Source organism: Streptomyces sp. NBC_00335 (assembly GCF_036127095.1).
Classification (GTDB): domain Bacteria; phylum Actinomycetota; class Actinomycetes; order Streptomycetales; family Streptomycetaceae; genus Streptomyces.
In genome coordinates this window covers 3,122,439-3,145,793 of record NZ_CP108006.1, presented here as the reverse complement: position 1 = coordinate 3,145,793, position 23,355 = coordinate 3,122,439, and the positions used below count along the sequence as shown (strand labels likewise).

At 72.0% G+C, this 23,355-nt stretch carries 21 protein-coding genes and 1 pseudogene; 13 read left to right on the top strand and 9 right to left on the bottom strand.

All coding sequences use genetic code 11. From position 1 onward, the window contains the following. Nucleotides 1-175 precede the first annotated feature (175 nt). Nucleotides 176-651 (top strand): annotated as a pseudogene (locus tag OHA37_RS13845) (macro domain-containing protein). A gap of 165 nt (nt 652-816) precedes the next feature. On the opposite strand, the gene OHA37_RS13840 reads toward OHA37_RS13845, so the two are convergent. Then, nucleotides 817-1,524: a DUF4386 domain-containing protein gene (locus OHA37_RS13840; protein ID WP_266905082.1), complete on the bottom strand. Its 708-nt coding sequence runs from the start codon at nt 1,522-1,524 to the stop codon at nt 817-819. Nucleotides 1,525-1,644: 120 nt separating this feature from the next. Between OHA37_RS13840 and OHA37_RS13835 the strand changes: the two genes are divergently transcribed. Next, the gene (locus OHA37_RS13835) at nt 1,645-2,391 is read left to right on the top strand and encodes a TetR/AcrR family transcriptional regulator C-terminal domain-containing protein (protein WP_266905080.1); all 747 of its coding nucleotides are present in this window, start codon (nt 1,645-1,647) and stop codon (nt 2,389-2,391) included. 1 nt (nt 2,392) lies between these two features. On the opposite strand, the gene OHA37_RS13830 is transcribed toward OHA37_RS13835, so the two are convergent. From OHA37_RS13830 to OHA37_RS13810, 5 genes are all read right to left on the bottom strand, one after another. Beyond that, entirely contained in the window at nt 2,393-3,664 is a 1,272-nt protein-coding gene (locus OHA37_RS13830; protein WP_266905078.1) for an MFS transporter, read from the bottom strand. 96 nt (nt 3,665-3,760) lie between these two features. Next, nucleotides 3,761-3,946, bottom strand: a complete 186-nt coding sequence (locus OHA37_RS13825) for a hypothetical protein (RefSeq protein WP_250742843.1) — start codon at nt 3,944-3,946, stop codon at nt 3,761-3,763. Between the two features lie 113 nt (nt 3,947-4,059). After that, the gene (locus OHA37_RS13820) at nt 4,060-5,070 is read right to left on the bottom strand and encodes a YdcF family protein (protein ID WP_266905072.1); all 1,011 of its coding nucleotides are present in this window, start codon (nt 5,068-5,070) and stop codon (nt 4,060-4,062) included. A 31-nt stretch (nt 5,071-5,101) separates the two neighbouring features. Next, nucleotides 5,102-6,688: an N-acyl-D-amino-acid deacylase family protein gene (locus OHA37_RS13815; protein ID WP_266905070.1), complete on the bottom strand. Its 1,587-nt coding sequence runs from the start codon at nt 6,686-6,688 to the stop codon at nt 5,102-5,104. 4 nt (nt 6,689-6,692) lie between these two features. Next, nucleotides 6,693-7,970: an amino acid deaminase gene (locus OHA37_RS13810; RefSeq protein ID WP_266905068.1), complete on the bottom strand. Its 1,278-nt coding sequence runs from the start codon at nt 7,968-7,970 to the stop codon at nt 6,693-6,695. 146 nt (nt 7,971-8,116) lie between these two features. On the opposite strand from OHA37_RS13810, the gene OHA37_RS13805 reads away from it, so the two are divergent. From OHA37_RS13805 to OHA37_RS13790, 4 genes are all read left to right on the top strand, one after another. Then, the gene (locus tag OHA37_RS13805) at nt 8,117-8,884 is read left to right on the top strand and encodes an IclR family transcriptional regulator (protein ID WP_266905066.1); all 768 of its coding nucleotides are present in this window, start codon (nt 8,117-8,119) and stop codon (nt 8,882-8,884) included. After that, nucleotides 8,881-9,294 carry a RidA family protein gene (locus OHA37_RS13800; protein ID WP_266905064.1) on the top strand — a complete coding sequence of 138 codons (414 nt, stop codon included), beginning with the start codon at nt 8,881-8,883 and terminating at the stop codon, nt 9,292-9,294. Before OHA37_RS13805 ends, OHA37_RS13800 begins: the two co-directional genes overlap by 4 nt. A gap of 195 nt (nt 9,295-9,489) precedes the next feature. Then, complete coding sequence (locus OHA37_RS13795) at nt 9,490-9,984, top strand: lamin tail domain-containing protein (protein WP_266905062.1); 495 nt, start codon at nt 9,490-9,492, stop codon at nt 9,982-9,984. A gap of 136 nt (nt 9,985-10,120) precedes the next feature. Continuing rightward, entirely contained in the window at nt 10,121-12,034 is a 1,914-nt protein-coding gene (locus tag OHA37_RS13790) for a serine/threonine-protein kinase (protein ID WP_266905060.1), read from the top strand. A gap of 31 nt (nt 12,035-12,065) precedes the next feature. On the opposite strand, the gene OHA37_RS13785 is transcribed toward OHA37_RS13790, so the two are convergent. The 3 genes from OHA37_RS13785 to OHA37_RS13775 form a co-directional block, all read right to left on the bottom strand. Beyond that, nucleotides 12,066-13,628, bottom strand: coding sequence for a serine/threonine-protein kinase (locus tag OHA37_RS13785; protein WP_266905058.1), 1,563 nt, complete (start codon nt 13,626-13,628; stop codon nt 12,066-12,068). A gap of 134 nt (nt 13,629-13,762) precedes the next feature. Next, nucleotides 13,763-15,100, bottom strand: coding sequence for a M14 family metallopeptidase (locus OHA37_RS13780; protein WP_266905056.1), 1,338 nt, complete (start codon nt 15,098-15,100; stop codon nt 13,763-13,765). A 110-nt stretch (nt 15,101-15,210) separates the two neighbouring features. After that, a complete protein-coding gene (locus OHA37_RS13775) occupies nt 15,211-16,908 on the bottom strand; it encodes a chitinase (protein WP_443046160.1) in 1,698 nt (565 codons plus the stop codon). Between the two features lie 352 nt (nt 16,909-17,260). On the opposite strand from OHA37_RS13775, the gene OHA37_RS13770 reads away from it, so the two are divergent. The 7 genes from OHA37_RS13770 to OHA37_RS13740 all read left to right on the top strand — a co-directional run bounded on the left by OHA37_RS13770 (nt 17,261) and on the right by OHA37_RS13740 (nt 23,355). Continuing rightward, complete coding sequence (locus tag OHA37_RS13770; protein ID WP_266905054.1) at nt 17,261-18,205, top strand: hypothetical protein; 945 nt, start codon at nt 17,261-17,263, stop codon at nt 18,203-18,205. A gap of 39 nt (nt 18,206-18,244) precedes the next feature. Further along, the gene (gene cpaB / locus OHA37_RS13765) at nt 18,245-18,946 is read left to right on the top strand and encodes a Flp pilus assembly protein CpaB (protein WP_266905052.1); all 702 of its coding nucleotides are present in this window, start codon (nt 18,245-18,247) and stop codon (nt 18,944-18,946) included. Between the two features lie 7 nt (nt 18,947-18,953). Then, a complete protein-coding gene (locus tag OHA37_RS13760; protein ID WP_266905050.1) occupies nt 18,954-20,264 on the top strand; it encodes an AAA family ATPase in 1,311 nt (436 codons plus the stop codon). A 66-nt stretch (nt 20,265-20,330) separates the two neighbouring features. Then, nucleotides 20,331-20,663, top strand: a complete 333-nt coding sequence (locus OHA37_RS13755; RefSeq protein WP_266905048.1) for a TadE/TadG family type IV pilus assembly protein — start codon at nt 20,331-20,333, stop codon at nt 20,661-20,663. Nucleotide 20,664: 1 nt separating this feature from the next. Next, nucleotides 20,665-21,039 (top strand): TadE/TadG family type IV pilus assembly protein, encoded by a 375-nt coding sequence (locus OHA37_RS13750; RefSeq protein WP_266905046.1) that lies wholly within the window; start codon nt 20,665-20,667, stop codon nt 21,037-21,039. A gap of 7 nt (nt 21,040-21,046) precedes the next feature. Continuing rightward, nucleotides 21,047-22,420, top strand: coding sequence for a CpaF family protein (locus tag OHA37_RS13745; RefSeq protein WP_266905044.1), 1,374 nt, complete (start codon nt 21,047-21,049; stop codon nt 22,418-22,420). Beyond that, the gene (locus tag OHA37_RS13740; RefSeq protein ID WP_266905042.1) at nt 22,417-23,355 is read left to right on the top strand and encodes a type II secretion system F family protein; all 939 of its coding nucleotides are present in this window, start codon (nt 22,417-22,419) and stop codon (nt 23,353-23,355) included. Before OHA37_RS13745 ends, OHA37_RS13740 begins: the two co-directional genes overlap by 4 nt.

Genomic DNA, 23,355 nt, shown 5'->3' with positions numbered 1-23,355 from the left:
TTTGCAGCGCGATGTTCCAGTTGTAACACGGTTAAAACCGCATAAACCCACGGTCGGACAGACTGTGGACCTACGACCCGAAGGCTGGGGTCGCAAGCCCCCCGAGACCCGTGTCTTCCGGCGGTGTCAGAGGGGCCGGGTACCTTTCGGGCAGGGGCGCAGAGGGGGGATCCGCATGCAGCAGCCGACCGTCATCCGGGGGGACGCGAGCAGTCCGCAGGCCAAGGGGCCGAAGATCATCGCGCACGTCTGCAACGACCTCGGGGGCTGGGGAAGGGCTTCGTCCTCGCGCTCTCGAAGCGCTGGAGCGAGCCGGAGGCCGCGTACCGGGCCTGGCACCGGGGCCGCAGCGGGAACGACTTCGCGCTGGGCGCGGTGCAGCTCGTCCAGGTCCGCCCGGACACCTGGGTCGCGAACATGGTCGGCCAGCGCGGCACGCGCACCGGCAGCGGCGGCCCGCCCATCCGCTACGAGGCCATCGAGCACTGCCTCGCACTCCTGGCGGCCCACGCCACGGAACTGGGGGCCTCCGTCCACATGCCCCGCATCGGCTGCGGCCTCGCGGGCGGCAAGTGGTCCCGCATCGAGCCACTGATCCGCGACGGCCTCTGCGCGAAAGGCATACCGGTCACGGTGTACGACTTCGACTAGGCCAATCCAGCCCCGCCGGCGTTTGAGGCGCGGGGTCTGGGGCGGAGCCCCAGGAGCACTTCAGCCCGTCCGGCGCTTGAGGACCGGGTCAGGGCAGAGCCCTGGGAACGGAGGGAGGGCGGGTAGGGGACTTTGCCCCGCAGGGCCGAGCCACCCGCGGCGGCGTCACCGCAGGACGGCTGCCGGGGCCACCGCCGATCCGCCCGCACGGGACGCGGCGCCGCCCGCACCAGGCCCGAAGCCCCTGACGATCAGCCACCCGGCCAGCGCCAGCTCCCACGCGAACACCGGCAGCGCGGCCGCCGCCCCCGCCGGGGACAGCTGATCGTAGGCGCCGAACATCACGGCGACCGCCGAGCCGCAGATCAGCGGCCCGCCGACCAGTCCGAGCACGGATATGAAGCGCGGTACGAGCCGTGCGCGGTACGCCAGGTACGCGAGCAGGACGGTGTTCAGGCCGAGGGCGATGTTGGGCCCGAGCAGGAACGTCCAGTCGTGGAAGGCCACCAGCGCGGCATCGGCGCCGCCCACCGCCCCCGGGCCCCGCCGCAGGGTGACGAGCGCCAGGACCCCGACGATCCCGACGGCGATGACGACCGCCTCCAGCAGCCGCCCGAAGGCGTACCCGAGCGCGAGTCCCTCGCCGTGGCGCCGCAGGACGGGGAACAGCGCCGCCCCCGTCCCGGCCACCGCCACCACGAGCACCACCTCGCAGAGCGCCCCGAGTAGCGCCTGCGTATCGGCGCCCTGCGCGAGCCGGCCGTCCGCCGCGCCCAGCAGTGGGCGGTACAGCACCGCCCCGGCTATCGCGGAGACCTCGGTCAGCAGGAGCAGCGACCCGGCGGCCACCGCGGTTCTCCGGTCCGGACTCATCTCTCGGCACCTCTCACTCGATGGAGGTGTACGCCGTACACCTTGAGGCGACCATAGGTGTACGGCGTACACTCGTCAAGAAGAGGGCGCCGCAGCGGAGAGGGAAGGGGCCGAGCCGAAATGACCCGGCAGGAAGCCATGGCCGAGAGCACGCACAAGACCACGGCCAAGGCCACGGAGAAGGCCGCGGACAAGACCGCGGACAAGCAGCGCATCCCCCTGAACCGGGACCGCGTCCTGCGCGCCGCCGTCGCACTGGCCGACGCCACCGGCATCGACGCGCTCAGCATGCGCAGGCTCGCGCAGGAGCTCGGCGTCGTGCCGATGGCCCTCTACAAGCACGTGGCCAACAAGGAGGAGCTGCTCGACGGCATGACCGACGCCGTCGTCGGCGAGATCGACCCGCCGGCCACCGGCCCCGACTGGCAGTCCGTGGTCCGCGGGCGGATCCTCTCGGCCCGGCAGGTCCTGCTCCGCCACCCCTGGGCGGCCCGGGTCATCGAGTCGCGGACCGGCCCCACCCCGGCCGTGCTGGCCTACCTGGACTCGATGGCGGGGTGCTTCCGCGGCGGCGGCCTCTCCGCCGACCTCACGCACCACGTCATGCATGCGATGGGCAGCCGCCTGCTCGGCTTCAGCCAGGAGCTGTTCGACACCTCGGGCGCCTCCGGCACCTCCGGCCCGCCGGACCCCGCACTGGCGGCGCACTTCCCGCACATCGCGGAACTGGCCGCGACGGCCGCCCACGACGACGGCTCCACGGTCGGCGGCGGCTGCGACGACCAGTTCGAGTTCGAATTCGCCCTGGACCTCCTCCTCGACGGCTTCGAAGGCCTCCGCCGCCGCGGCTGGACCTCCGCGCGGTAGGTCAGGCGCCGGCGATCGCCGGTTCGGGCCCGGTGACCGCCGTCGGGTAGGCGCGCTGGGCCTCGCGGTCCCGGCGGAGCCACCAGAGGGCGCCGAGGGCCACGGAGGCGGCGCCGGTGCAGACTCCGACGGTACGGATGTCGCAGACGGTGAGGAGCACGCCGAAGAGTGCCAGCGAGACGCGGGCCATCGCGCCGTACGTGGTCATGTGGAGGCTGGAGACACGCCCGCGCACGGCCGCGGGGACGGTGGCCAGCAGGACCGTGGTGTCCAGGGCGATGATGACGCCGCCGGCCAGGCGCATGACGGCCAGCAGCGCCACGGCCGCGACCGGATGTCCGGCGAGGAAGAAGGCCGCCCAGGCCAGGCCCTGGAGCACGTAGGCGGCGGTGTACGCGGCCAGGTGCCGGCGGACCGCGATCCGGGCGGCCAGCACCGTGCCGAGGATGACGGCGACCCCGTCGGCCACGTACAGCGCGCCCAGCACCTCGCCGCCACCGCCGAGCCGGCCCGTGGCGTAGGCGGCGAGCAGGATGTCGTACGCCCCGCCGATGCAGCCCCAGGCGATGCCGATCCACACGACGGAGCGCGCCAGCGGCAGATCGCGCAGCACCCGCAGGCCCGCGGTCAGCTCCTTGCGCATCGGTGCACGGGCCGGCGCTGCGGACGCCCCCGGAGCCCCCGCCGCCGCGGGCTCCGCGTACGGCATCGGCCGCCGGGCCTGCGCCAGCAGCGGTACGACGGCCAGCACCTGCAGCACGCACGCGACGGCCATCGCTCCGGCGGGACTCCAGCCGGCCAGCGCGCCCCCGAGGGAGGCGCCGACGACGGTCATGGTTCCCGAGACGGAGCCCAGCCGGGCGTTGGCGGCGGGCCGGGCCGACGGCGCCACCACCCCGTACAGCCACTGCTGGCGGGCCGGCGGCCAGAGGGTGTTGCCGAGGCCCTGGAGCCCGTAGAACGCGGCGGTGATCCAGATGCCGTGGTCGAGGAAGAGCGCCATGCCGAGGACGCAGAGCGCCTGCGCGACCATCGAGCCGACGGCCAGGCGCCGCACGTCGAACCGGTCCGCGAGGGTGCCGGCCACCATCATGAACGCCAGCGCGGGCACGGTCCCGATGAGTTCCACGGCCGCCAGCGCGGCGGGTGAAGAGTCCTGCAGCACCTGGATGAACAGGCTGATCTGCATGACCCAGGTCGACCCCGAGGACAGCGCGCTCGCCGTCCACAGACGTGCGGTGCCGCTGTGGCCCTCGTGGGTACGTGTGATCATCCGGAGCATCCGGAGAGTCGATCACACCGCCCCGGCGCACCTCGGGGCGGACCGGGGGTTCCGGTCCGCCCCGCTCCGGGCCCGCCTGGGCGAGGCCTAAGGGAGGTAGCGTTCGAGCGCCCTCGCGCCCTCCTTCTCGATCAGCTTGCGTGCCTTCTCGACCCGTTCCGGCGTCGGGTCCTGGCCGCGTGCCATGACGAGGTCCTCAGGGTCGAACGGGTGCTCCGACCCCGTGTAGAGGTGGGCGGGGCGCTTGGGCTGCTGGTCCGATTCACTGTCCATGGCTACCTCCTGCGGTGTCCCCCTGGCCCCCATCCTCCGGCCGCGCCCCCATGAACGCACCTCGGGCGCAAACGCGCCCCGGGCCGTGCCTCGGACCGCGCCCCGGGCCGCCCTCAGGAGCTGTTGATCGCCAGCACCGTGGTCAGCGCGACGACCGCCCCGCAGATGCCGAGGTTCACGATCTTGTGCTCCCAGAACACCGCCACGAACTCGCGGATCGTCGCGCTCGGCCAGAAGTACTTCGCCGTCGGCGAGCCCAGCACCTGGCCGTTCACCCCGGCCTTGCGGGCCATCATCGCGGCCCGGAAGGCGTGGAAGTTGTTGGTGACCACCACGCAGCGGTAGGCCGGGTCGGCCGTCTCCATGATCGTCCGGCTGAACCGGAGGTTCTCCTCCGTCGTGCGGGACCGGTCCTCAAGCCGTACGTGTTCCTGCGGCACGCCCTCGGCGATCAGCCAGTCGGCCATCGCCCGCGCCTCCGCGAGGCTTTCGTCCGTCCCCTTGCCGCCCGAGGTCAGCAGCAGCGGCACCCGTCCGCCCCGGGCGATCTGCGCGTCGTGGATCTCCCGGCCCTTGCGCAGCCGCGAGGCCAGCAGCGGCGGGACCCGGTCGCCGCCGATGAGGCCGGAGCCGAGCATCACCACGTAGTCGACGTCCCCGCGCACCTTGATCCGGCCGTAGAGGTAGGCGTAGGCGAGGAAGCACAGGAAGAGGAAGGAGACGTATCCGGCGAGGAAGACCACGCCCCCCGTCACCGCGTCCCACATCTGGGAGCGCCGGGTGCCCGCGGTCAGGACGAACGCGATCAGGGCGAAGATCCCCACCCCCGCCATGAAGGCGAGCAGGTTGGCCGGGCGGCGGCCCTCCTTGCGGATCACCGTCAGTCCGTTGCCGATCAGGAAGATCCCGAGCGCGATCGTGCCGAGCGCGGGGACCAGGAAGACCAGCGCGACGATGATCCCGGCGAGGCCGTGGGGCAGATCCGGGACCAGGGTCAGCAGGCCGACCGAGGTGAATATGAAGGTGAGGCCCAGGTAGACCGCGTTGCGGAAACGGCGGCGGTCGGCCCGGACGCTCACGCCGAAGAGGGCGAGGAAGAGAGCGGCAGGGACAAAAGCGAACATGCCGCTCATCGTAGGTGGGAAGTATGAATGTTCAGAGGCCGCCGTATGGCGTGCGGCGCACGGCCCGCCCCGCCAGGACGTCCGTCCGGCGCCCGTCCCGGACCACGAACTGCCCGTCGATCAGGACGTGCGGGATCCCGGCCGGCAGCGCGCGCGGGCGCTCGTACGTCGATCCGGCCGCGACCGTCAGCGGATCGAAGAGGACGAGGTCGGCCCGGTGCCCGACGCGCACCAGCCCGCGGTCCGGCAGGCGCAGCCGCGAGGCGGGACGGCCGGAGAGGTGGGCGACGCACTCCTCCAGGGAGAGGACGCCCAACTCGCGCACGTAGTGCCCGAGGTAGTGCGGGAAGGTGCCGTAGGCCCGCGGATGCGGTTTCGCGCCCTGCAGGATGCCGTCCGAGCCGCCCGTGTGGACCGGGTGACGCATGATCGCCCGTACGTTCTCCTCGTGCCCGACGTGCTGGAGGATGCTCGGCCCGAGCCGGTCGCCCAGCAGCAGCGCCCGCGCCGTCTCCCAGTCGGGGACGCGCGTACCCACGTACGCCCCGTAGGCCGGGTCCGTGGTGCCGGCGATCTCGATCGTCGACCAGTCGACGGGGACCCCGTGGCAGCCGTCGGCGCCCTCCACCTCCAGCGCGTACCGGATCCGCTCGGCCTCCGCGTCGTCGCGCAGCCGGGCGAGGACCGCCCCGGGTCCGCCCTCGTTCGCCCAACTGGGCAGCAGGGCCACCAGGGTGGTGCAGCCGGGGGTGTACGGGTAGCTGTCGAGGGTGATGTCGGCGCCGCCGGCCAGCGCCCCGTCGAGCAGGGCGAGCAGCTCGCCCGCGCGGCCCCGGTTCTCCCCGAAGTTCATCGTGGCGTGCGCCAGGTGCAGTGCGCAGCCGGCCTCGCGGGTCAGCTCGACCATCTCGGCGTAGGCGGCCAGGGCGCCGCGGCCGTACGAGCGGTGGTGCGGGCAGTAGTAGCCGCCGTGGCGCGCCACCACCCGGCACAGCTCGGTCAGTTCGGAGCCGGAGGCGTACATGCCCGGGGTGTAGGTGAGCCCCGAGGACATCCCTACGGCGCCCTGCGCGAGCCCCTCGGCGACCAGGGTCCGCATCCGGTCGAGCTCGGAGGGGGTCGCGGGACGGTCGCCCCAGCCGACGACGTGCGCGCGGACGGTGCCCTGGGGGACGAGGTAGGCGGCGTTGACGGCGATGCCCTGCCCGCCGTGGGCCCGGTCCAGCCGGTCCAGGTACCCGCCGACCGTGCGCCAGTCGAAGTCGATGTCCTCGCCCGTGCCGTTCCAGCCGGCGATGGCGGCCCGCACCTCGGCCAGCGTGCGCTCGTCGACGGGGGCGTACGACAGGCCGTCCTGGCCGAGGACTTCGAGGGTCACGCCCTGGGCGGCCTTCGCGCTGTGGTCCGGATCGCGCAGCAGGGCCAGGTCGCTGTGGGCGTGCATGTCGATGAAACCGGGGGCCAGGGCGAGGCCGCGGGCGTCGAGCGAGTGTCGCCCGCCGCCCGCGATCCGGCCGCCGATCTCGGCGATGCGGCCTTCGTGGATCCCGACGTCGGCGGTGTGGGAGGGCCCGCCCGTGCCGTCGACGACGCGGGCCCCGCGGATGACCAGGTCCATGGGCTTAGAAGAAGGTCCGGACGTACTCCGTGACCGTGCCGTCGGCCTCCACCACCGGGATCAGCGGCCACTTCTCGAAGATCGTGCACGGGTGGGACATCCCCAGCGCCACCCAGTCGCCGACCTCCACGTCCCCGGCGGAGTCCGTTTCCAGCCAGGCGTGCTGGTCGGAGAGCTTGAGGACGCGGACCCCGGTGGCCGGGCGCTCGGCGCCGGTGAGCGGATCGCGGACCAGCTCCACCTCGGGCAGCCCCAGGTCGTAGGCGATGTCCCGCTTGCCGGCGTTGAGATACGCCTGGGTGGGGGAGGGGCGCGAGACCACCTGCGCCCAGAGCCGGAAGGCGGGGCGCAGGCCGCCCTCCTCGGGGACCCGGTTGAAGGGGGTCAGGCGGGTGTACCAGCCGTGGTCGTGGGAGACGTACGCGCCGGAGCGCAGCAGCTTCAGGACCGGCCGCGAGAGCTCCGGCAGCTCGGCGAACACGTCGGCGACGGCGTCGAACCAGGCGGAGCCGCCCGCGCTGACGACGATCTCCTCGACCCCGTCGAACCGGCCCGCCTTGTCGAACTCGGCCGCCAGGGACGTGAGTCGGCGCAGGTAGGCGTGCACGGAGTCCGGGTCGGCGCCGGGCACCTCCGCCTCGTACCCGGCGATGCCGACCAGGCGCAGGGTGTCCGTACCCGCCACCGCGTCGGCGACGGCCCGGCAGTCCTCGTCGGTACGGGCCCCCGTGCGGGCGCCCTCCCCGGCGCCGAGCTCCACGACCACGTCGACCTGCTGGGGCCGGCCCTGGAGGGCCCGGTCCATGAGCTGGACCCCGCGCACGGAGTCCACGTAGCAGACGAAGCGGAAGGCGGGGTCCGCGGCGAGCTCGGCGGCCACCCAGCGCAGGGCGGCGGCGTCGACGAGCTCGTTGGCGAGGAAGATCCGCTGGATGCCGAACGCCCGGTAGACGCGGGCCTGGTGGGGCACGGCGGCGGTGATGCCCCAGGCGCCGTGCTCCAGCTGGCGCTGGAACAGCTGCGGGGCCATGCAGGTCTTGCCGTGCGGGGCGAAGGCCAGGCCGTGGCGCTCGGCGTAGGTGCCGAGGGCGGCGAGGTTGTGGCTCAGCGCCTCGGCGTCGAGGGTCAGCACGGGCGTGGTGAACCCGCCGGTGTAGAGGCTCCGCCGCTGGGCGGTCAGCTCCCCGACGGTGAGGCCCGCCTGTCCGGCGTCCGGGGGAAGTCCCTTGAACCGGTGGTCCACCGGCTCCTGGGCGAGGGCCTGGACGGGGTCGCTGGGCATGGGTGTGGGCCTCCCGGAGTATTGCGGTTGTTGCGTACAGTGCAACAGTCGTTGCGTGTGCCGCTGCATGCTGTCTAACATCCCGGATGACGACGGGTCAACGGGGCCGGGTCCGGTTCTGTGCGGAGGGTACGGAGGCACGCTGAGTGAGCCAGTCGGTGGAGCGGGCGCTCCGGATCCTGCCTGCCCTGGCCAAGGGCCCGGCCGGGCTCGGCGAGGTCGCCGAGGTGCTCGACGTGCACAAGAGCACGGCCCTGCGGCTGCTGCGGACCCTCCAGGAACACGGCTTCGCCTACCGGCAGGCCGACGGGCGCTACCGGCTCGGCGCCTCCCTCTTCGCGCTGGCCGCCGAGTCCATCGAGAACCTCGACGTGCGCGAGATCGCGCACCCCCACCTGCTGGAACTGAACCGGACCACCGGCCACACCGTGCACCTCGCCCTCCACCAGGACGACGAGGTCGTCTACGTCGACAAGGTGGACAGCCGCTATGCCGTGCGGATGTACTCGCGCATCGGCCGGCCCGTCCCCCTCACCGTCGCCGCCGTCGCGAAGCTGCTCATCGCCGACCTGCCGGACGCCGAGCGCCGGGCCCTGGCCGCGCGCATCGAGTACCCGGCCTACACCTCCCGCTCCACCCCCGACGCCGCCGCGTACCTGCGCGAGCTGGACCTCGTGCGCGAGCAGGGGTGGGCCACGGACCTCGGCGGCCACGAGGAGTCCCTGAACTGCCTGGCCGCACCCGTCCGCGGACCCGACGGCCGCGTGGTCGCCGCGATGTCCGTCTCCGCCCCCGGCGTGGTCCTCTCCGTCGCGGGGCTGCTCGAACTCCTCCCGCTCGTACGGCAGACCGCCGACGCCATCGGCCGCGAGTACTCAGGCTCGGGCCCCGTACAGGAAGACAGGCAGCCATGACCGACAAGATCGCGATCACCCCCGCCACCCACACCGACCCGCCCGCGAAGTTCTCGCACGGCGTCCGCAAGGGCAACATCCTCCAGGTCGCCGGCCAGGTCGGCTTCCTGCCGCACGTGGACGGGCAGGAGCCCACGCCGGCCGGCCCCACCCTGCGCGAGCAGACCCTCCAGACGCTGGAGAACGTCCGCTCCGTCCTGGAAGCGGGCGGCGCCGGCTGGGACGACGTGATGATGCTGCGCGTCTACCTCACCGACACCACGCACTTCGCAGAGATGAACGCGATCTACAACGCCTACTTCGAGGAGCAGAACCTGAAGGCGGCCCCCTCCGCCCGCACCACCGTGTACGTGGGTCTCCCCGGCGGCCTGCTGATCGAGATCGACGCCCTCGCGGTGCTCGACGCCTGAGCATGACCCGGGGTCTGATCCCGGGCCTGATGCCGGGCCCGAGCTCGGGCCTTGCGGTCCACGGGAGTTGACGGCCGGGGGTGGATCCGGCGGGGGGCTTTCGGCCTGCGTCTCAGAGTGTGTACGGACCGGTGATCACCCTCAACATTTTGTGTATCTTGAGCGCGCTTTATACACACAATGTGGGGAACTCACTTGCGCAAGCGCTCTGTCATAGCCGCGGCCGTCGCCACGGGCACGCTGGCCGTCCTCGCCGTCACCCCGGCCCAGGCCACCGAGTACAGCTCGGCCCTGAAGATCCGCGGAGTCCAGTACGACGCTCCCGGCCGCGACTCCAACAGCTGCTCCACCGGCAACACCGCCGCGGAGTACGTGACGATCAAGAACTACTCCTCCTCGGCGACCATCAACCTCAAGGGTTACGTCGTCAAGGACGCCGTCGGCAACCGCTTCACCTTCGCCATCAACCACTACCTCCAGCCCGGCGACCTGGTGAAGCTGCGCGGCGGCTACGGCACCGAGTCGGACGGCAACGACGTGGCCTACCGCGGCAGCTGCAACTTCATCTGGAACAACGACCGCGACACGATCTACCTCTACACCCCGTCCGGCAAGGCCTCGGATTCGCACGCCTACACCAAGAGCGGATCCGACGCCGACGGCAACGGGTACGTCACCTTCCACGGCTGACCGAGCGACAGGCGCCGCAACTCCACGCGCCGATAGGGCGGTCCGGGGCCGGTGGGCGTCCGGGCGTTGGGTACCCTCACGGATGACTTCGGGGCGCCGGCGGGGGCCGGAACGCCGCTAGCAGGGATGGGTCCTCATGAGCAGCGCACCTTCGGCAGGCATCTTCCAACCGCTCAAGGCGGACGACCCTGAGATCGTGGGCGGCTACCGGCTCGCGGCGGTGCTCGGCGCCGGCGGCATGGGCAAGGTGTACCTCTCGTACACGCCCGGCGGCCGGCCCATCGCCATCAAGGTGATCCGGTCCGAGTTCGGCGAGGACCCCGAGTTCCGGCGGCGCTTCCAGCAGGAGGTGCGGTCCGCGGAGCGGGTCCAGGGGCTCTACACCGCTCCGGTCATCGACTCGGACACCGAGGGCGCACAGCCCTGGCTGGCCACGGCCTACGTGCCCGGCCCCTCCCTCGCGCACGCCGTGGCCCTCCACGGCGCGCTGCCGACGCGCAGCGTGCTGCTGCTGGCCGTCGGGGTCGCCGAGGCCCTGACGGTCATCCACGGCGCGGGCATCGTCCACCGCGACCTGAAGCCCGCCAACGTCCTCCTCGCCTCCGACGGCCCGCGCGTCATCGACTTCGGCATCGCCCGCGCGGCCGACACCACCGCCTTGACCAGCACGGGCGTCAGCGTCGGCACCCCGGCGTTCATGGCGCCCGAGCAGGCCTCGGCCGGCACGATCACCCCGGCCACCGACGTCTTCGCCCTCGGCCAGATGGCCGCCTTCGCGGCGATCGGCTCCTCCGTCTACGGGGACGGGCCCTCGCACGCGGTGCTCTACCGGATCGTGCACGAGGACCCCGACCTCAGCGGGCTGCCCGAGGAACTGCGGCCCCTGGTCACCCGCTGCCTCAGCCGCGACCCGGCCGAGCGCCCGGACCTGACCGAGGTCATCGCGCTGTGCCACGCGGCCGCGGCCGCTCCGCTGCGCCAGGGGGAGGACTGGCTGCCGCGGGCCATCGTCGGTGCCATCACCGAGCGGGTGCACCTGCTGCCCGCCCCGGCGCACACCCCCGCCCCCGTCCAGGCCTCCGCCCCGCAGCCGCCGACGGCGGCTCCGGCTCAGCCTCCGGCTCCGGTCCAGGCGCCGACCCAGGCCCCGACCCCGGCCCCGATCCCGATCCCGATCCCGACGGAGCGCTCCCCGCAGCCTTCGGCGCAGTCCGGGCAGGGGACGGTGCCGACCGGCTACGGGACGCCGCAGCCGTACGGTCAGCCCGGGTACGCGCAGCCCCCGCAGCAGCAGCCTTCGTACGCTCAGCCTCCGCGCCAGCAGCCCGCGTACGCGCAGCCCACGTACGCCCAGCCCCAGCCCCAGCCCGGCTACGCGCAGCCCGGGTGGGGGCAGCAGACGTACCCGCCCGCCCCGAAGCGCCCCAAGCGCACCGGGCTGATCGTCACCCTGTCCGTCGTGGGCGCGGTGATCGGGCTCGCGGTCCTCGGCTCCCTGCTGCCGGACGGCTCCAAGAAGAACGGCGCGGCCGGGTCGCCCGGCGGCGGCAGCGGCGGGGGCAGCGGTGCGAGCGCGAGCGCTTCGCCCGGTACGAGCGCCTCCCCGGGCAAGGCGGCCGACAAGCCCGTCGACCCCAAGCCGGTCTCGTACCAGGACATCGACGTGCCCGAGGACCACCAGCTGCTGCTGGCCGACAACCCGCCGCGCCCGGCCGAGCCGACGAGCGGCTCGGTGACGTACGGCCACGGGGACATCTATTACTACCGAGGGGCCCTCAGCGAGGACAAGTTCGGTACGGACAACGGGAAGATGGTCCTGCTGAACAACGCGGAGAAGGGCTCGCTGGAGACCTGCCGCAGCGTGACCCGCTTCACCGAGGAGATCGACTTCAACCAGCTCACGAACGGATCGCAGGTCTGCCTCCTGAGCGATGCGGGGCACATCGCGGTGGTGACCTTCCGCGGCAAGTCGGCCGCGAAGGAGCCGAGCCGCTACATGACCGTCGACCTCACGATCTGGCGCAACGCCGAGGAAGCGAAGAGGGACTAGCCGCCCCGGCCCCGGGCGCCGGGCCCGGGGCTCAGTCGCGGCGCGGTGGCAGGAGGAGACCCACTGCCACGCCCGCGACGGCCCAGGTCAGCAGGCCGACGAGCACCGCGGGCGCGGCCCCGAGGTCCGTACGGGCAAGCAGCAGCGGGGTCGTCGTCAGCCCGGCGGCCATGCCCGACGCGTTGGCCACGAACACGGCCCTCTCCGCGCGTGTCACGGCGTTGAACAACTGCGCCAGGACCATGGCCACGACGAAGAGCACCGGCGCCGTCACCACGAGGGCCAGGATCCCCACCCACCACGGGACACCGGGCGCCCACAGCAGGAAGACGGCCGCGATCAGGGCCGCGAGCAGGGCGAGCAGCGTGACTGCCAGGGATGTGCCGTAGTCCTCGTCGGGTTCCTCCGAGAGCGGCTGGTCGGCCCGGAAGACGATGCCGATCACGATGCCCACGACGAGCGACCACGTCCCGGACAGGACCTGGAACGCGAACAGCTGGCCCCCGACCGCCACCGCGGGCGCCAGGAAGGAGATCCAGGCGGCGCCCGTCGACAGCGCCACCGGTCCGGGCTTCACCGGCTCCTGAGCGGCGGACGTCTCCCGGGGTTCGCCCGACGGCACCCATCCGGTGGGTGCCGGCACGGGCGGCTGCACGGCGGGCGGCCGCACGGCGGCCGGCCGGACCGCGGAGGTCTCGGTCGGGCGTGCGGCGAGGTCCCGCGGTGCCGCGGGCGGTCCCGACGGCTCCCACAACTCGGTCGGCCGGTGGCCCTGCTGGCTGCCGGCCAGGCTCAGCAGCTCCCCGGTCGCGGCCGCGCTCGGCGGGCGGTCCGCCGGGTCCTTGCTGAGCAGCCGCAGCACCAGCCGGTCGAGCTCGCCGGTGACTTCGGGGCGGTGCGTCCGTACCGGCTCCGGCATCCTGCTCGCGTGCTGGGCGAGCACGTCCCAGCCCGATCCCGTGAACGGCGGTTCCCCGGTGAGCAGTTCGTACAGCACGCACCCCAGCGCGTAGAGGTCGGTGCGCGCGTCGTGCTCTCCGCGGGCCTGCTCGGGTGCCATGTACGCGGGCGACCCGATCACGGCCCCGGTCGTCGTCAGCCCGCGCGCCCCGCTCTCCCGGGCGATCCCGAAGTCGCAGATCTTGATCCGGCCCTTGGCGGTCAGCATGATGTTGGCCGGCTTGATGTCCCGGTGGACGATCCCCGCCGTGTGCGCCGCCTGGAGTCCCTCACAGATCTGCACGCCCCACCGCACCACGTCCTCGACGGCCGACGGTCCGCGCTCCGCCTCCAGCGGGAGCCCGTCGACGAGCTCCATCACCAGGAAGACGATCGTCCGTCCGCCGACGTGACCTTCCCCGACGTCGTGCACCGCGACCACGTGCGGGTCGGACAGCCTGGCGGCCGCGCGCGCCTCCGACCGTAACCGCAGTGCGAGTTTGTCGTCCCCCGGCCGGGCGATGACCTTCACGGCCACGTCCCGGTCCAGCGAGAGGTCGCGGCCGCGCCACACCTCGCCCATGCCGCCCGCGCCTATCAGCTCGGCCAGCTCGTACCGGCCCGCCAACACCATGCCTTCCATCGGCACCCCCATGAACGGCACTGTAGATCGTCGGCCGTGTGTACGGGCCGTGCCGTTCGACATGGGAGACGTCCGGCGCGCAGGCACGGGAAGGCCGGGCGCCCCCCTGGCGGTGGGGCGCCCGGCCGCTTGGATCGCCGGACGGACTACGGGCAGTACTGCGCCTGCTTGCCGATCGACCGGTACATGCAGTCCGCGTTCTCCAGGAGCTGCAGCACCGCGTCCTTGTTGCGCGCCGTCTCGTTCGCGATGACCTCGTCCGGCGGGTAGAAGCCCCCGCCGCCCGAGCCGGTCGGGTACATCTCGAAGGTGTAGCCGAAGATCTTCTGGTCGCCCCACAGCCAGTCGTCGATCGTCCCGTCGGTGATGTACAGGTCGCTCGACTGCTCCGGCGTGTAGCCGTTGCTGGCCGCCATGCTGGTGCCGATCTTCTTGAACACGGCCAGGTCGTCGGCGGTCAGGCCGGGCGCCGTGTCGTTGTACGTCCACCCGAACGGCCACAGCACGAGCTCGCTGTACGTGTGGAAGTCGATGGCGGCCGTGATCTGCTGCTTGCCGCCGATCACGCGGCTGCGCACGAAGTCGGAGACCACCTTCACCTCGGGCGCCGACTCGGCGGCCGGGCCCCGGTAGGTCTCGGAGCTCTTGCTGCTGCTGGAGCCGCCGCAGCAGCCGAACTTGTAGTTCCAGTTGCGGTTCTCGTCCGTGCCGACGTAGGAGGAGCCGGCGTTGGGCTGCCGGTTCTTGCGCCAGGAGCGGTACGAGCCGGAGGCGATGTCGTACTCGCCGCCGTCGGGGTTGAGGTCGGGGATGATCCAGATCTCGCGGCCGTTGACCGCGTTGGTGACGCGCGAGTCCGTCCCGTACTTCGAGCCGAACTCCTTGATCAGGTAGAGGGCCATCTCGACGGTCAGGTGCTCACGGGCGTGCTGGTGCGCGGTGAAGAGCACCTCGGGCTCGGCCTCGTCGGTCGCGACGTTGTCGCTGATCTTGATCGCGACGAGGTCCCGGCCCTGGTAGGACTTCCCGATGACCCGCTTGCTGATGATCGAGGGGTACTGGGCGATGCGCTGGTCGATCTCCGCGCTCGCCTCGGCGTAGTTGTGGTAGAGCGCGTCCTTCGACGGGAAGTCGTTGATCCCGGCGGCGATGTCGCGCCCGTCGGAGCGGTCCGGCGGTCCGGGCAGCGCGGTCAGCTCGTAGCCGAGTGCGCGCAGCTTCTTGGCCTGCATCGGGTCGGCGCTGACGACGACCGAACGGGCGTCCACCTCGTCGATGGAGACGCCGGTACGGAGCAGGGCGGTGCGTTCCGTCGCGGTGGACGGGCCCTGGATCTCGTACTGGACGATCGACTCGTCCTGGGTGGCGGTCGACGGGGTGGGCGGCGGGGCGGCCGTCGCGCTCATGCCGTAGGCGGGTGCGCCGAGCGCGAGCGCGAGAAGGGCCGCCGTGATGGCGGCCCTTCGGCGGTGGTGGAGCCGCATGCGTTCTCCTGGGTGGGAGTGTGGGGGTAGCCGTGCGGACGCGCACAGCGTGCTCTCGTGGCATGTCCGGGTCAAGAACCCGAAATCGGCCAACCCCACACACCTACCTGCTACGGCAGCGAGTGGACCTTGGGACCCACCGCATTGGACCAAGCACTACCCGCCTTGGCGTCCCAGTTGGTCGACCAGGTCATCGCGCCGCGCAGTCCCGGGTAGGTCTTCGACGGCTTGAAGCTCCCGCAGCTCGTGCCGCGGGTCAGGCAGTCCAGCGCGTTGTTCACGATGGCCGGGGAGACGTAGCCGCTGCCCGCGCCGCTGGGGGAGGCCGGGACCCCGATGCCCACCTGCGAGGGGTCGAGCCCGCCCTCCAGCTGGATGCAGGCCAGCGCGGTGAGGAAGTCCACCGAGCCCTGGTGGTAGACGTTGCCGTCGCAGCCGTTCATCGAGCCGCTGTTGTAGTACTGCATGTTGACGACGGTCAGGATGTCCTTCACCGCGAGAGCCGTCTTGAAGTAGCCGCCCTGCGTGGACTGCATGTCGATGGTCTGCGGGGCCATGGTCAGGACGAGCGAGGGGCCGGCCTTCGCCGCCAGCGCGCGCAGCGCCTGGGTCATGTAGGTCGGGTTCAGGCCGTTCTCCAGGTCGATGTCGATCCCGGTGAAGCCGTACTCCTGCATCAGCGCGTACGCGGAGTTCGCGAGGTTGGTCGCGGACGCCGAGTCGTTGACCGAGATGGTGCCCTTCTCGCCGCCGATGGAGAGGATGACGGACTTGCCGGCCGCCTTCTTCGCGGCGATGTCCGCCTTGAACTGGGGGACCGTGTAGCCGCCGAGCCCGGCCGAGTCGAGGTTGAAGGTGATGCCGCCGGGCGTGGTCGTGGCGTCGGCGAAGGAGACGGCGATGATGTCGTACTGCGCCGAGACGTCGGAGATCTTCTGGACGGTCGCGCCGTTGTTGAAGTTCTGCCAGTAGCCCGTCAGCGCGTGCTTGGGCACCGACGGGTTCGGGTTGCCGCCCCCGCCGCTCGTGGTGGTGCCGGGCACGGCCGCGCCCTTCGCGCCCTCGCCGGCCGCGTTGTACGCGCTCACCTGGAAGGAGTACGTGGTCGACGCGGCGAGCCCGGTGATCTGCGCCGAGGTGCCCGAGGTCACGGTCTGGACGCGGACGCCGTCCTGATACACGTAATACCCGGCGGCCCCGGTGACCGTGTTCCACGAAAGGGTGAGCCCGCTGGAGCTCTGGCCGGAAACGGCGCTGCCGGCCGGGGCGCCGGGGATGGTCGGCGACGGGTCGGTGCCGCCTCCGCCGTCGGGGCCGAAGACGCTGAACTCGTCCACGACGAAGCCCGGCTGGCCGTACCAGCCGTGGGTGTAGACGGTGACCTGGGTGGTGCTCGGGCCGGTGGTGAAGGTGGTGGACAGCTTCTGGAAGCCGCCGCCGGTGCCGGGGGTCCAGGTGGAGACGTCCTGGGTGCCGGTCCCGGTCGCGCCGAGGTACACGTACGAGCCGTTGACCTGCTGGCTCAGCGTGTACGTGGAACCCGGCTTGACGGTGACGACCTGGCTGCACCGGGCGTTGTCCTGGCCCGCCGGGGTGGCCTTGAGGGCGCCGGCCCCCGCGAAGACGGGGGAGGAGACGACGGCGCCGCTGCCGGAGGTGCACGTCCAGTTGGCGAGGCCGGACTCGAAGCCGCCGTTGCGGACGACGTTGACGTCGGCGGCCTGGGCGGTGCCGGTGGCCAGGGTGGTGAGCCCGGCGGCGGCGAGGGTCACGGCGAGCGGGATGGCGAGGGAGCGGATGCGGTTCACGTGGGCTCCGTGGGGGGAGTGGGGAAGTGAGGGCGCGTCAAAAGCGTGTTCGAGGCAAGTGGGGTGCCCTGCGGCCAAGTTGGTCTAGTCCAATGTCCATGTCAAGAGTGTTTGCAATATGGCTTGAACTGATCGACCCGACCGTCGTCTTCCGATCCTTGTTGTCCGGATTTTCCCGCCCTCTGTGACACGTGCCGGTGGCACGGGAATCCGCAAGGCCCTGCCCTGTCAGGAAGGACGTGGATATGGTGCTGGAGCAAGGGGGAAGGGTGTTGATCGTTTGCGGTCGCGCAGCACGCGCGCCCGCACGGCGGTCAGGGGAACGCCCGTGGATGACGGGGTGAACGGGGGGATGCGCGTGCCGATCGCCATTGCTGTCACCAGCGCCGATCTGGTGCTGCCGGCCCCGGACCGGCACACCCCGGCCGCCGCCGTACTGCCTCCGCCCGAGGAGCTCGACCTGGACGGCGCGCTCGCCCAGACGGCCGGCCTGCTGGAGCGCCACGGCCACCTGGTGGTCCTCGTGCCGTCCTGGCTGCGGGTCTCCGCCCTCCGCCGCCTGCACACCGTCCGGGCCATCCTGGAAACCGACCGGATCGCTCTGGTCGACGTCGATCTCCCGCCGCTGGGAACCGCCCTGCTGGTGCGTCAGCTGCGCCAGCTCACGGTCAGCGACTTCAGCCCCGGAGTCCTCGCCTCCGCCGCCCGGCTCCTCACGCACTACATCTACGCGGGCGCCCTGCTCGGCTCGGTCGCCAAGCTGGACCGCATCCCGGTCGGGCTCAAGGCGCACGCGAAGTCCTGGTCCCCGAACGCCCAGTTCGCCGTACTGGCCAACCCGACCCCCCACCTGGTCAAACTGGGCTCGGGCTCCGGCGCGGCCCACGGCGGCGGCCCCGCGCTCCCCCCGGGACCCGAGTTCGCCACCCACCTCACCTTCGCCCGCGGCCAGCTCACCACCGACTGGGTGGCCTCCGAGCTGGCCCCCGCCTGGCGGGTCCAGGGCGTCATGGAGAGCCAGCTGCCCGCCGACTCGCCCGCCTGGTGGGCCACGCCGAAGCTCGTGGAGTTCGCGGCCGCCATCCCGGACCCCTCGGTGCTCTACCAGCTCGTCGCCTCGGTCCGCCGCGAGGAGTGCCGCTGGTGCGGGTTCGAGCTCATCGGCGACCGCTGCGGCTTCTGCGCCGCCCCGCTCCTCGCACCGCAGCCGCCCCCGCCGACGGCAGCCGGATCCGCGTCGGGATCCGCCTCCGCCTCCGCGGCCCGGCTCCGCCCCAGATCCAGATCCAGACACTGACCGGCCCGAACGAATGAAGAACGGCGAGGTAAGACGGCCATGAACTCACGCCAGCGCCGCGGCGTCATCCTGCTGATCCTGTCGGTCCTGTGCGCCCTCGCCGCCTTCGGCGGAGTCCTCGTGGTGATGGGAGACGTCAACTCCAAGGTCGGCAACGAGGTCGTCGCCTACCGGGTCAAGGGCGACATAGCCCCGTACACCCCCCTGACGGCCGGCCAGTTCGAGCAGGTCACGCTCCCGAAGCGGTGGCTGTCCGCGACCGCCGTCACGGACCTCGGCGCACTCAGGGACAAGCTGGCGCTCACCGCCCTGAAGAAGGGCTCGCTGCTCCAGAGCGACATGTTCGTCGACAAGCCGAAGCTCCAGGCCGGGGAGCAGGAGATGGCCATCATGATCGACGCCTCGACGGGCGTGGCGGGCAAAGTCACCCCCGGCTCCAAGGTCAACATCATCGGCACCTTCAAGAGCAAGAAGGCCGACGGCCCCGACACGTCGGTGGTCATGGTGGCCAACGCCCGCGTCATCAACGTCGGCAAGCTCACCCCCCTCGACCCCAAGGACAGCGACAAGAAGGCCACCGACGCCGTCCCGATCACCTTCGCCCTGTCCACCGAGGACACCCAGCGCGTCGCCTACGCCGAGTCCTTCGCGGTGCACGTACGCCTGGCCCTGGTGGCACCCGGCACCGACTCGGCGCCCAACCCGGGCGACCGCTACTACACCCTCGAAGGGGACAAGTGAGGCGCCGATGACCACTCGCATCCTCCCCGCGGTCGGCGACCCGGAATCCGCGCGCATCATCGCCACCCTGCTCAGCCAGCTCCCGGGCGCCGAGCCGGCCGCCCCCGTCCCCGACTCCACCTTCCTCCTCGACACGCTCGCCCGGCTCGCCGCCGAGTCGATCGACGAACTGCCCGAGGTGGTCCTCGTACACGAGCGGATCGGTCCGCTCCCCGTCCTGGACCTCATCCGCGAGGTCGCCCTGCGCTTCCCCGCCGTCGGCGTCGTCCTCGTCACCTCCGACACGAGCCCCGCCCTCTTCTCCGCCGCCATGGACTCCGGCGCCCGCGGCCTGATCGGCCTGCCCCTGGCCTACGAGGAGCTCGCCGCCCGCGTCCAGGCCGCCGCCCAGTGGTCCGTGGGCGTACGCCGCCACCTGGGCCGCGGCCCGGAGCTGCCCAGCGGCCCGGGCGGCAAGGTCGTCACGGTCACCGGGGCCAAGGGCGGGGTCGGCGCCACCTTCGCGGCCGTGCAGTTCGCACTGGCCGCGGTGGCCGCGGGCCGGCGCACCGCCCTGGTCGACCTGGACCTCCAGGCCGGCGACATCGGCTCGTACCTCGACGTGCAGTTCCGCCGCTCCATCGCCGACCTCGCCGGCATCCAGGACATCTCCCCGCGCGTCCTGTCGGACGCCGTCTACGACGACCGCACCGGGCTCGCGCTGCTCCTGGCGCCGGCCGACGGCGAACGCGGCGAGGAGGTCGACGACCGCGCCGCCCGTCACGTGATCGCCGCCCTGCGCGCCCGCTACGAGCTGGTCGTCATCGACTGCGGAACCCAGGTGACCGGCGCCAACGCGGCCGCCGTGGAACTCGCGGACGTGGCCGTCCTGGTCACCACCCCCGACGTGATAGCCGTACGGGCCGCCAAGCGGATGGTCCGGATGTGGGAACGCCTCCAGGTCAGGAAGGCGGAGGAAACGACCATGGTCGTCAACCGCTGGTCCAAGCAGACCGAGATCCAGCCCGCCCTGATAGAGAAGATCACCAAGACCCGGGCGGTACGCACCCCCGTGCCGGCGGCCTTCAAGGAACTCCAGGCCGTCGTCGACGCGGGCCGGGTGCAGGACCTGGACAACCGCTCGACGGTCAAGCAGGCCCTGTGGGCGGTGGCGGGCGAACTGGGCCTGCTGACCGCCCCCGACGCGGACCCCGCCGCCGTCCCCTCTGCGGAGCCCGGCGCGGCCCTGGCGGTACGGGGCTCCGGGCCGGTGGCCCGGCTGCGCGGCGGCGACCGCGGCGCCCTCGGACCGTGGCTGCGGCGCGGGCGGGAGGGCTGAGGGGTGTCCGGGCGGAGACGGGCCGGGGTACTGAGCCGGATACGGGGCCGTGGGGATCGGGGGCAGGTGGCGTTCGAGTTCGTCGGCATGCTCCCGTTCATCCTGCTCATCGTGGTGGCGGTGTGGGAGTGCGTGCTGATCGGGTACGCGTACTCCCTGGCCGGGAACGCGGCGGACGAGGCGGCACGGGTGGGCGCGGTGCACGGAGAGGGTGCCTGCCAGACAGCCGCGCGGGAGCACATCTCGGCGGGCTGGAAAATGCCGCCCGCGCAGTGCGGGGCCTCGGGGAACCTCTACACGGCCAAGGTCAGGCTCAACCTTCCCATCCTGTTCCCGGGCTTCGACATCGGCATCCCCATCGAAGGCCACGGCGGCTCCCCGAACGAGCAGGAGGACTGAGATGAACCGGCTCCGCAGCATCCGCGGCGGCGATCGCGACCGGGGTCAAGTCGCCCTGGAGTACATCGGTTTCCTGCCCTTCCTGCTCCTGGTCGGGCTTGGCGGGATCCAGCTCGGCTGGTCCGCCTACGTGGTCCAGCAGGCCGAGACGGCGGCTCGTACGGCGGCGCGCGTGGAAGCGCGCGAGCGGGGCACGGGGGTGCAAGCAGGACTGGCAGCGATCAGGCCGAGCCTCGCGCGGCGAGCGGACATCAGCCCGGGTAGGACTGGGGACGCGATCACGATGAGGGTGACCATCACCATCGACTCGATCGTGCCCGGGGTGGCCGACCGCACCGTCACCCGGACCGCCGCCATGCCCGAAGACTGGAAGTGACCGGACCATGAGCCTGCGTTCCAGGGTGAACACCCCCGACGACCGCCACAACCCGCGCGAGGACGGCCGCCTGGTCTCCTCGTACCGCGCGAAGCTGCTGGAGGAGATCGACCTCGCCGAGATGTCCGCGCTCGCGCCGGCAGAGCGCCGCGCGCGCCTGGAGCGCGTCCTCGGCCACATCATCAGCCGCGAGGGCCCGGTCCTCTCCACCGCCGAGCGGTCCCAGCTCATCCGCCGCGTCGTGGACGAGGCCCTCGGCCTCGGCGTGCTCGAACCGCTCCTCGAAGACCCGACCATCTCCGAGATCATGGTCAACGGCCCCGACCAGATCTTCGTGGAGCGTTCCGGCCGCGTGGAGCAGCTCCCGCTCCGCTTCGCCTCGCACGAGCAGCTGATGCAGACCATCGAGCGCATCGTCTCCACGGTCAACCGCCGTGTGGACGAGGCGAACCCGATGGTCGACGCCCGTCTGCCCAGCGGCGAGCGCGTCAACGTGATCATCCCGCCGCTCTCCCTGACCGGCGCCACCCTCACGATCCGCCGCTTCCCCCGCGCCTTCACTCTCCACGAGATGATCGGCGTCGGCTCCCTGGACGAGCAGATGGTCCTCCTGCTGTCGGGTCTGGTCGCGGCCAAGCTGAACGTGATCGTCTCCGGCGCCACCGGCACCGGCAAGACCACCCTCCTCAACGCCCTCTCCGGCCTGATCCCGGAGGGCGAGCGCATCATCACGATCGAGGACTCCGCCGAGCTCCAGCTCCAGCAGGCGCACGTCATCCGGCTCGAATCCCGCCCGGCCAACGTGGAGGGCAAGGGAGAGATCACCATCCGCGACCTGGTCCGCAACTCCCTGCGCATGCGCCCCGACCGCATCATCGTCGGCGAGGTCCGCGGCGGCGAGACGCTCGACATGCTCCAGGCGATGTCCACCGGTCACGACGGCTCGCTGGCCACCGTGCACGCGAACAGTTCCGTCGACGCCCTGATGCGCCTGCAGACCCTCGCCTCGATGTCCGAGGTGGAGATCCCCTTCGAGGCGCTCCAGGACCAGATCAACAGCGCCGTCCACGTCATCGTCCAGCTCACCCGCTTCGGCGACGGCACGCGCCGCATCACCGAGATCTCCCTCCTCGACTCGCACGGCCGCGAGCCCTTCCGCATCACGACGGTCTGCCGCTTCGCGGCGATGCCCATGGGCCCCGACGGCCGCGTCCACGGCCGCTTCGAGTACTACCCGCTGCCGCGCTGGCTCGCCGACCGCCTCTACATGAACAACCAGCCGATCCCGCAGGCCTTCGGGGTCGAGTCGGTGCCGGCCGACCCGCTCACGGACCCCCTCACCGGCCCCCTGCCCGCCCGCATCACCCGGACCGCCTTGTGAACCCACTCGTCCTCCTCACCCTCGGCGCCACGCTGCTGGCCTGCGTCCTCGTGGTCGTCGGCCTCCACGTCTACGCCGCCGGCCGCGCCCAGCGCGCCGCGCTCATCGAGCGCCTCTCGGCGACCGGCATGCCCGCGCCCCTCGGCCGTACGCGCCGCTTCCAGGGCGTGGACCGGCGCCTGCGCAAGACCCAGCTGGGGCGCGGCATCGAGCGCAAGCTCGCGGTGACCGGCCTGGACCTCACCGTCGGCGAGTACTTCGTCTACATGCTGGCCACGGTCGCCGGGATCTGGCTGGTCTCGGCCTCCTTCCTGGCCCCCTTCTTCGGCCCGGTGGCCGGCCTGATCGCCCTCTGGGGCGCCAACGCCTTCCTCAACTGGCAGCGGTCGCGCCGCACCGAGCGGTTCATCAACCAGCTCCCCGACCTGGCCCGGATCCTCGCCAACGCCACCCAGGCCGGCCTGGCCCTGCGTACCGCCATCGGCATGGCGGCCGAGGAACTGGAGGCACCGGCCGGCGAGGAACTGGCCCGGGTCGCCAACCGGCTCGCGGTCGGGCACTCCATCGAGGAGGCTCTGGGGGAGATCGAAGAACGACTGCCCTCCCGCGAGTTGGTCGTACTCGTCTCCACCCTCGTCCTGTCCGCCCGCGCGGGCGGGGCGATCGTCGGCAGCCTGCGCAACCTCACGGTGACGCTGGAGCAGCGCAAGGAGACCCGTCGGGAGGTCCGTACCCAGCTGTCCCAGGTCACGGCCACCGCGTACCTCGTCCCGGTGATGGGCGTCGGCTCGCTGCTCCTCGTGGACGCGATGATGCCCGGCGCCCTGGACCGGATGACCGGAGCGGGCATCGGGCAGATCGCCGTACTGATCGCCCTGGGGCTCTTCGCGCTCGGATTCCTGGCCATCCGCCGCCTGTCCAAGATCGACGTATGA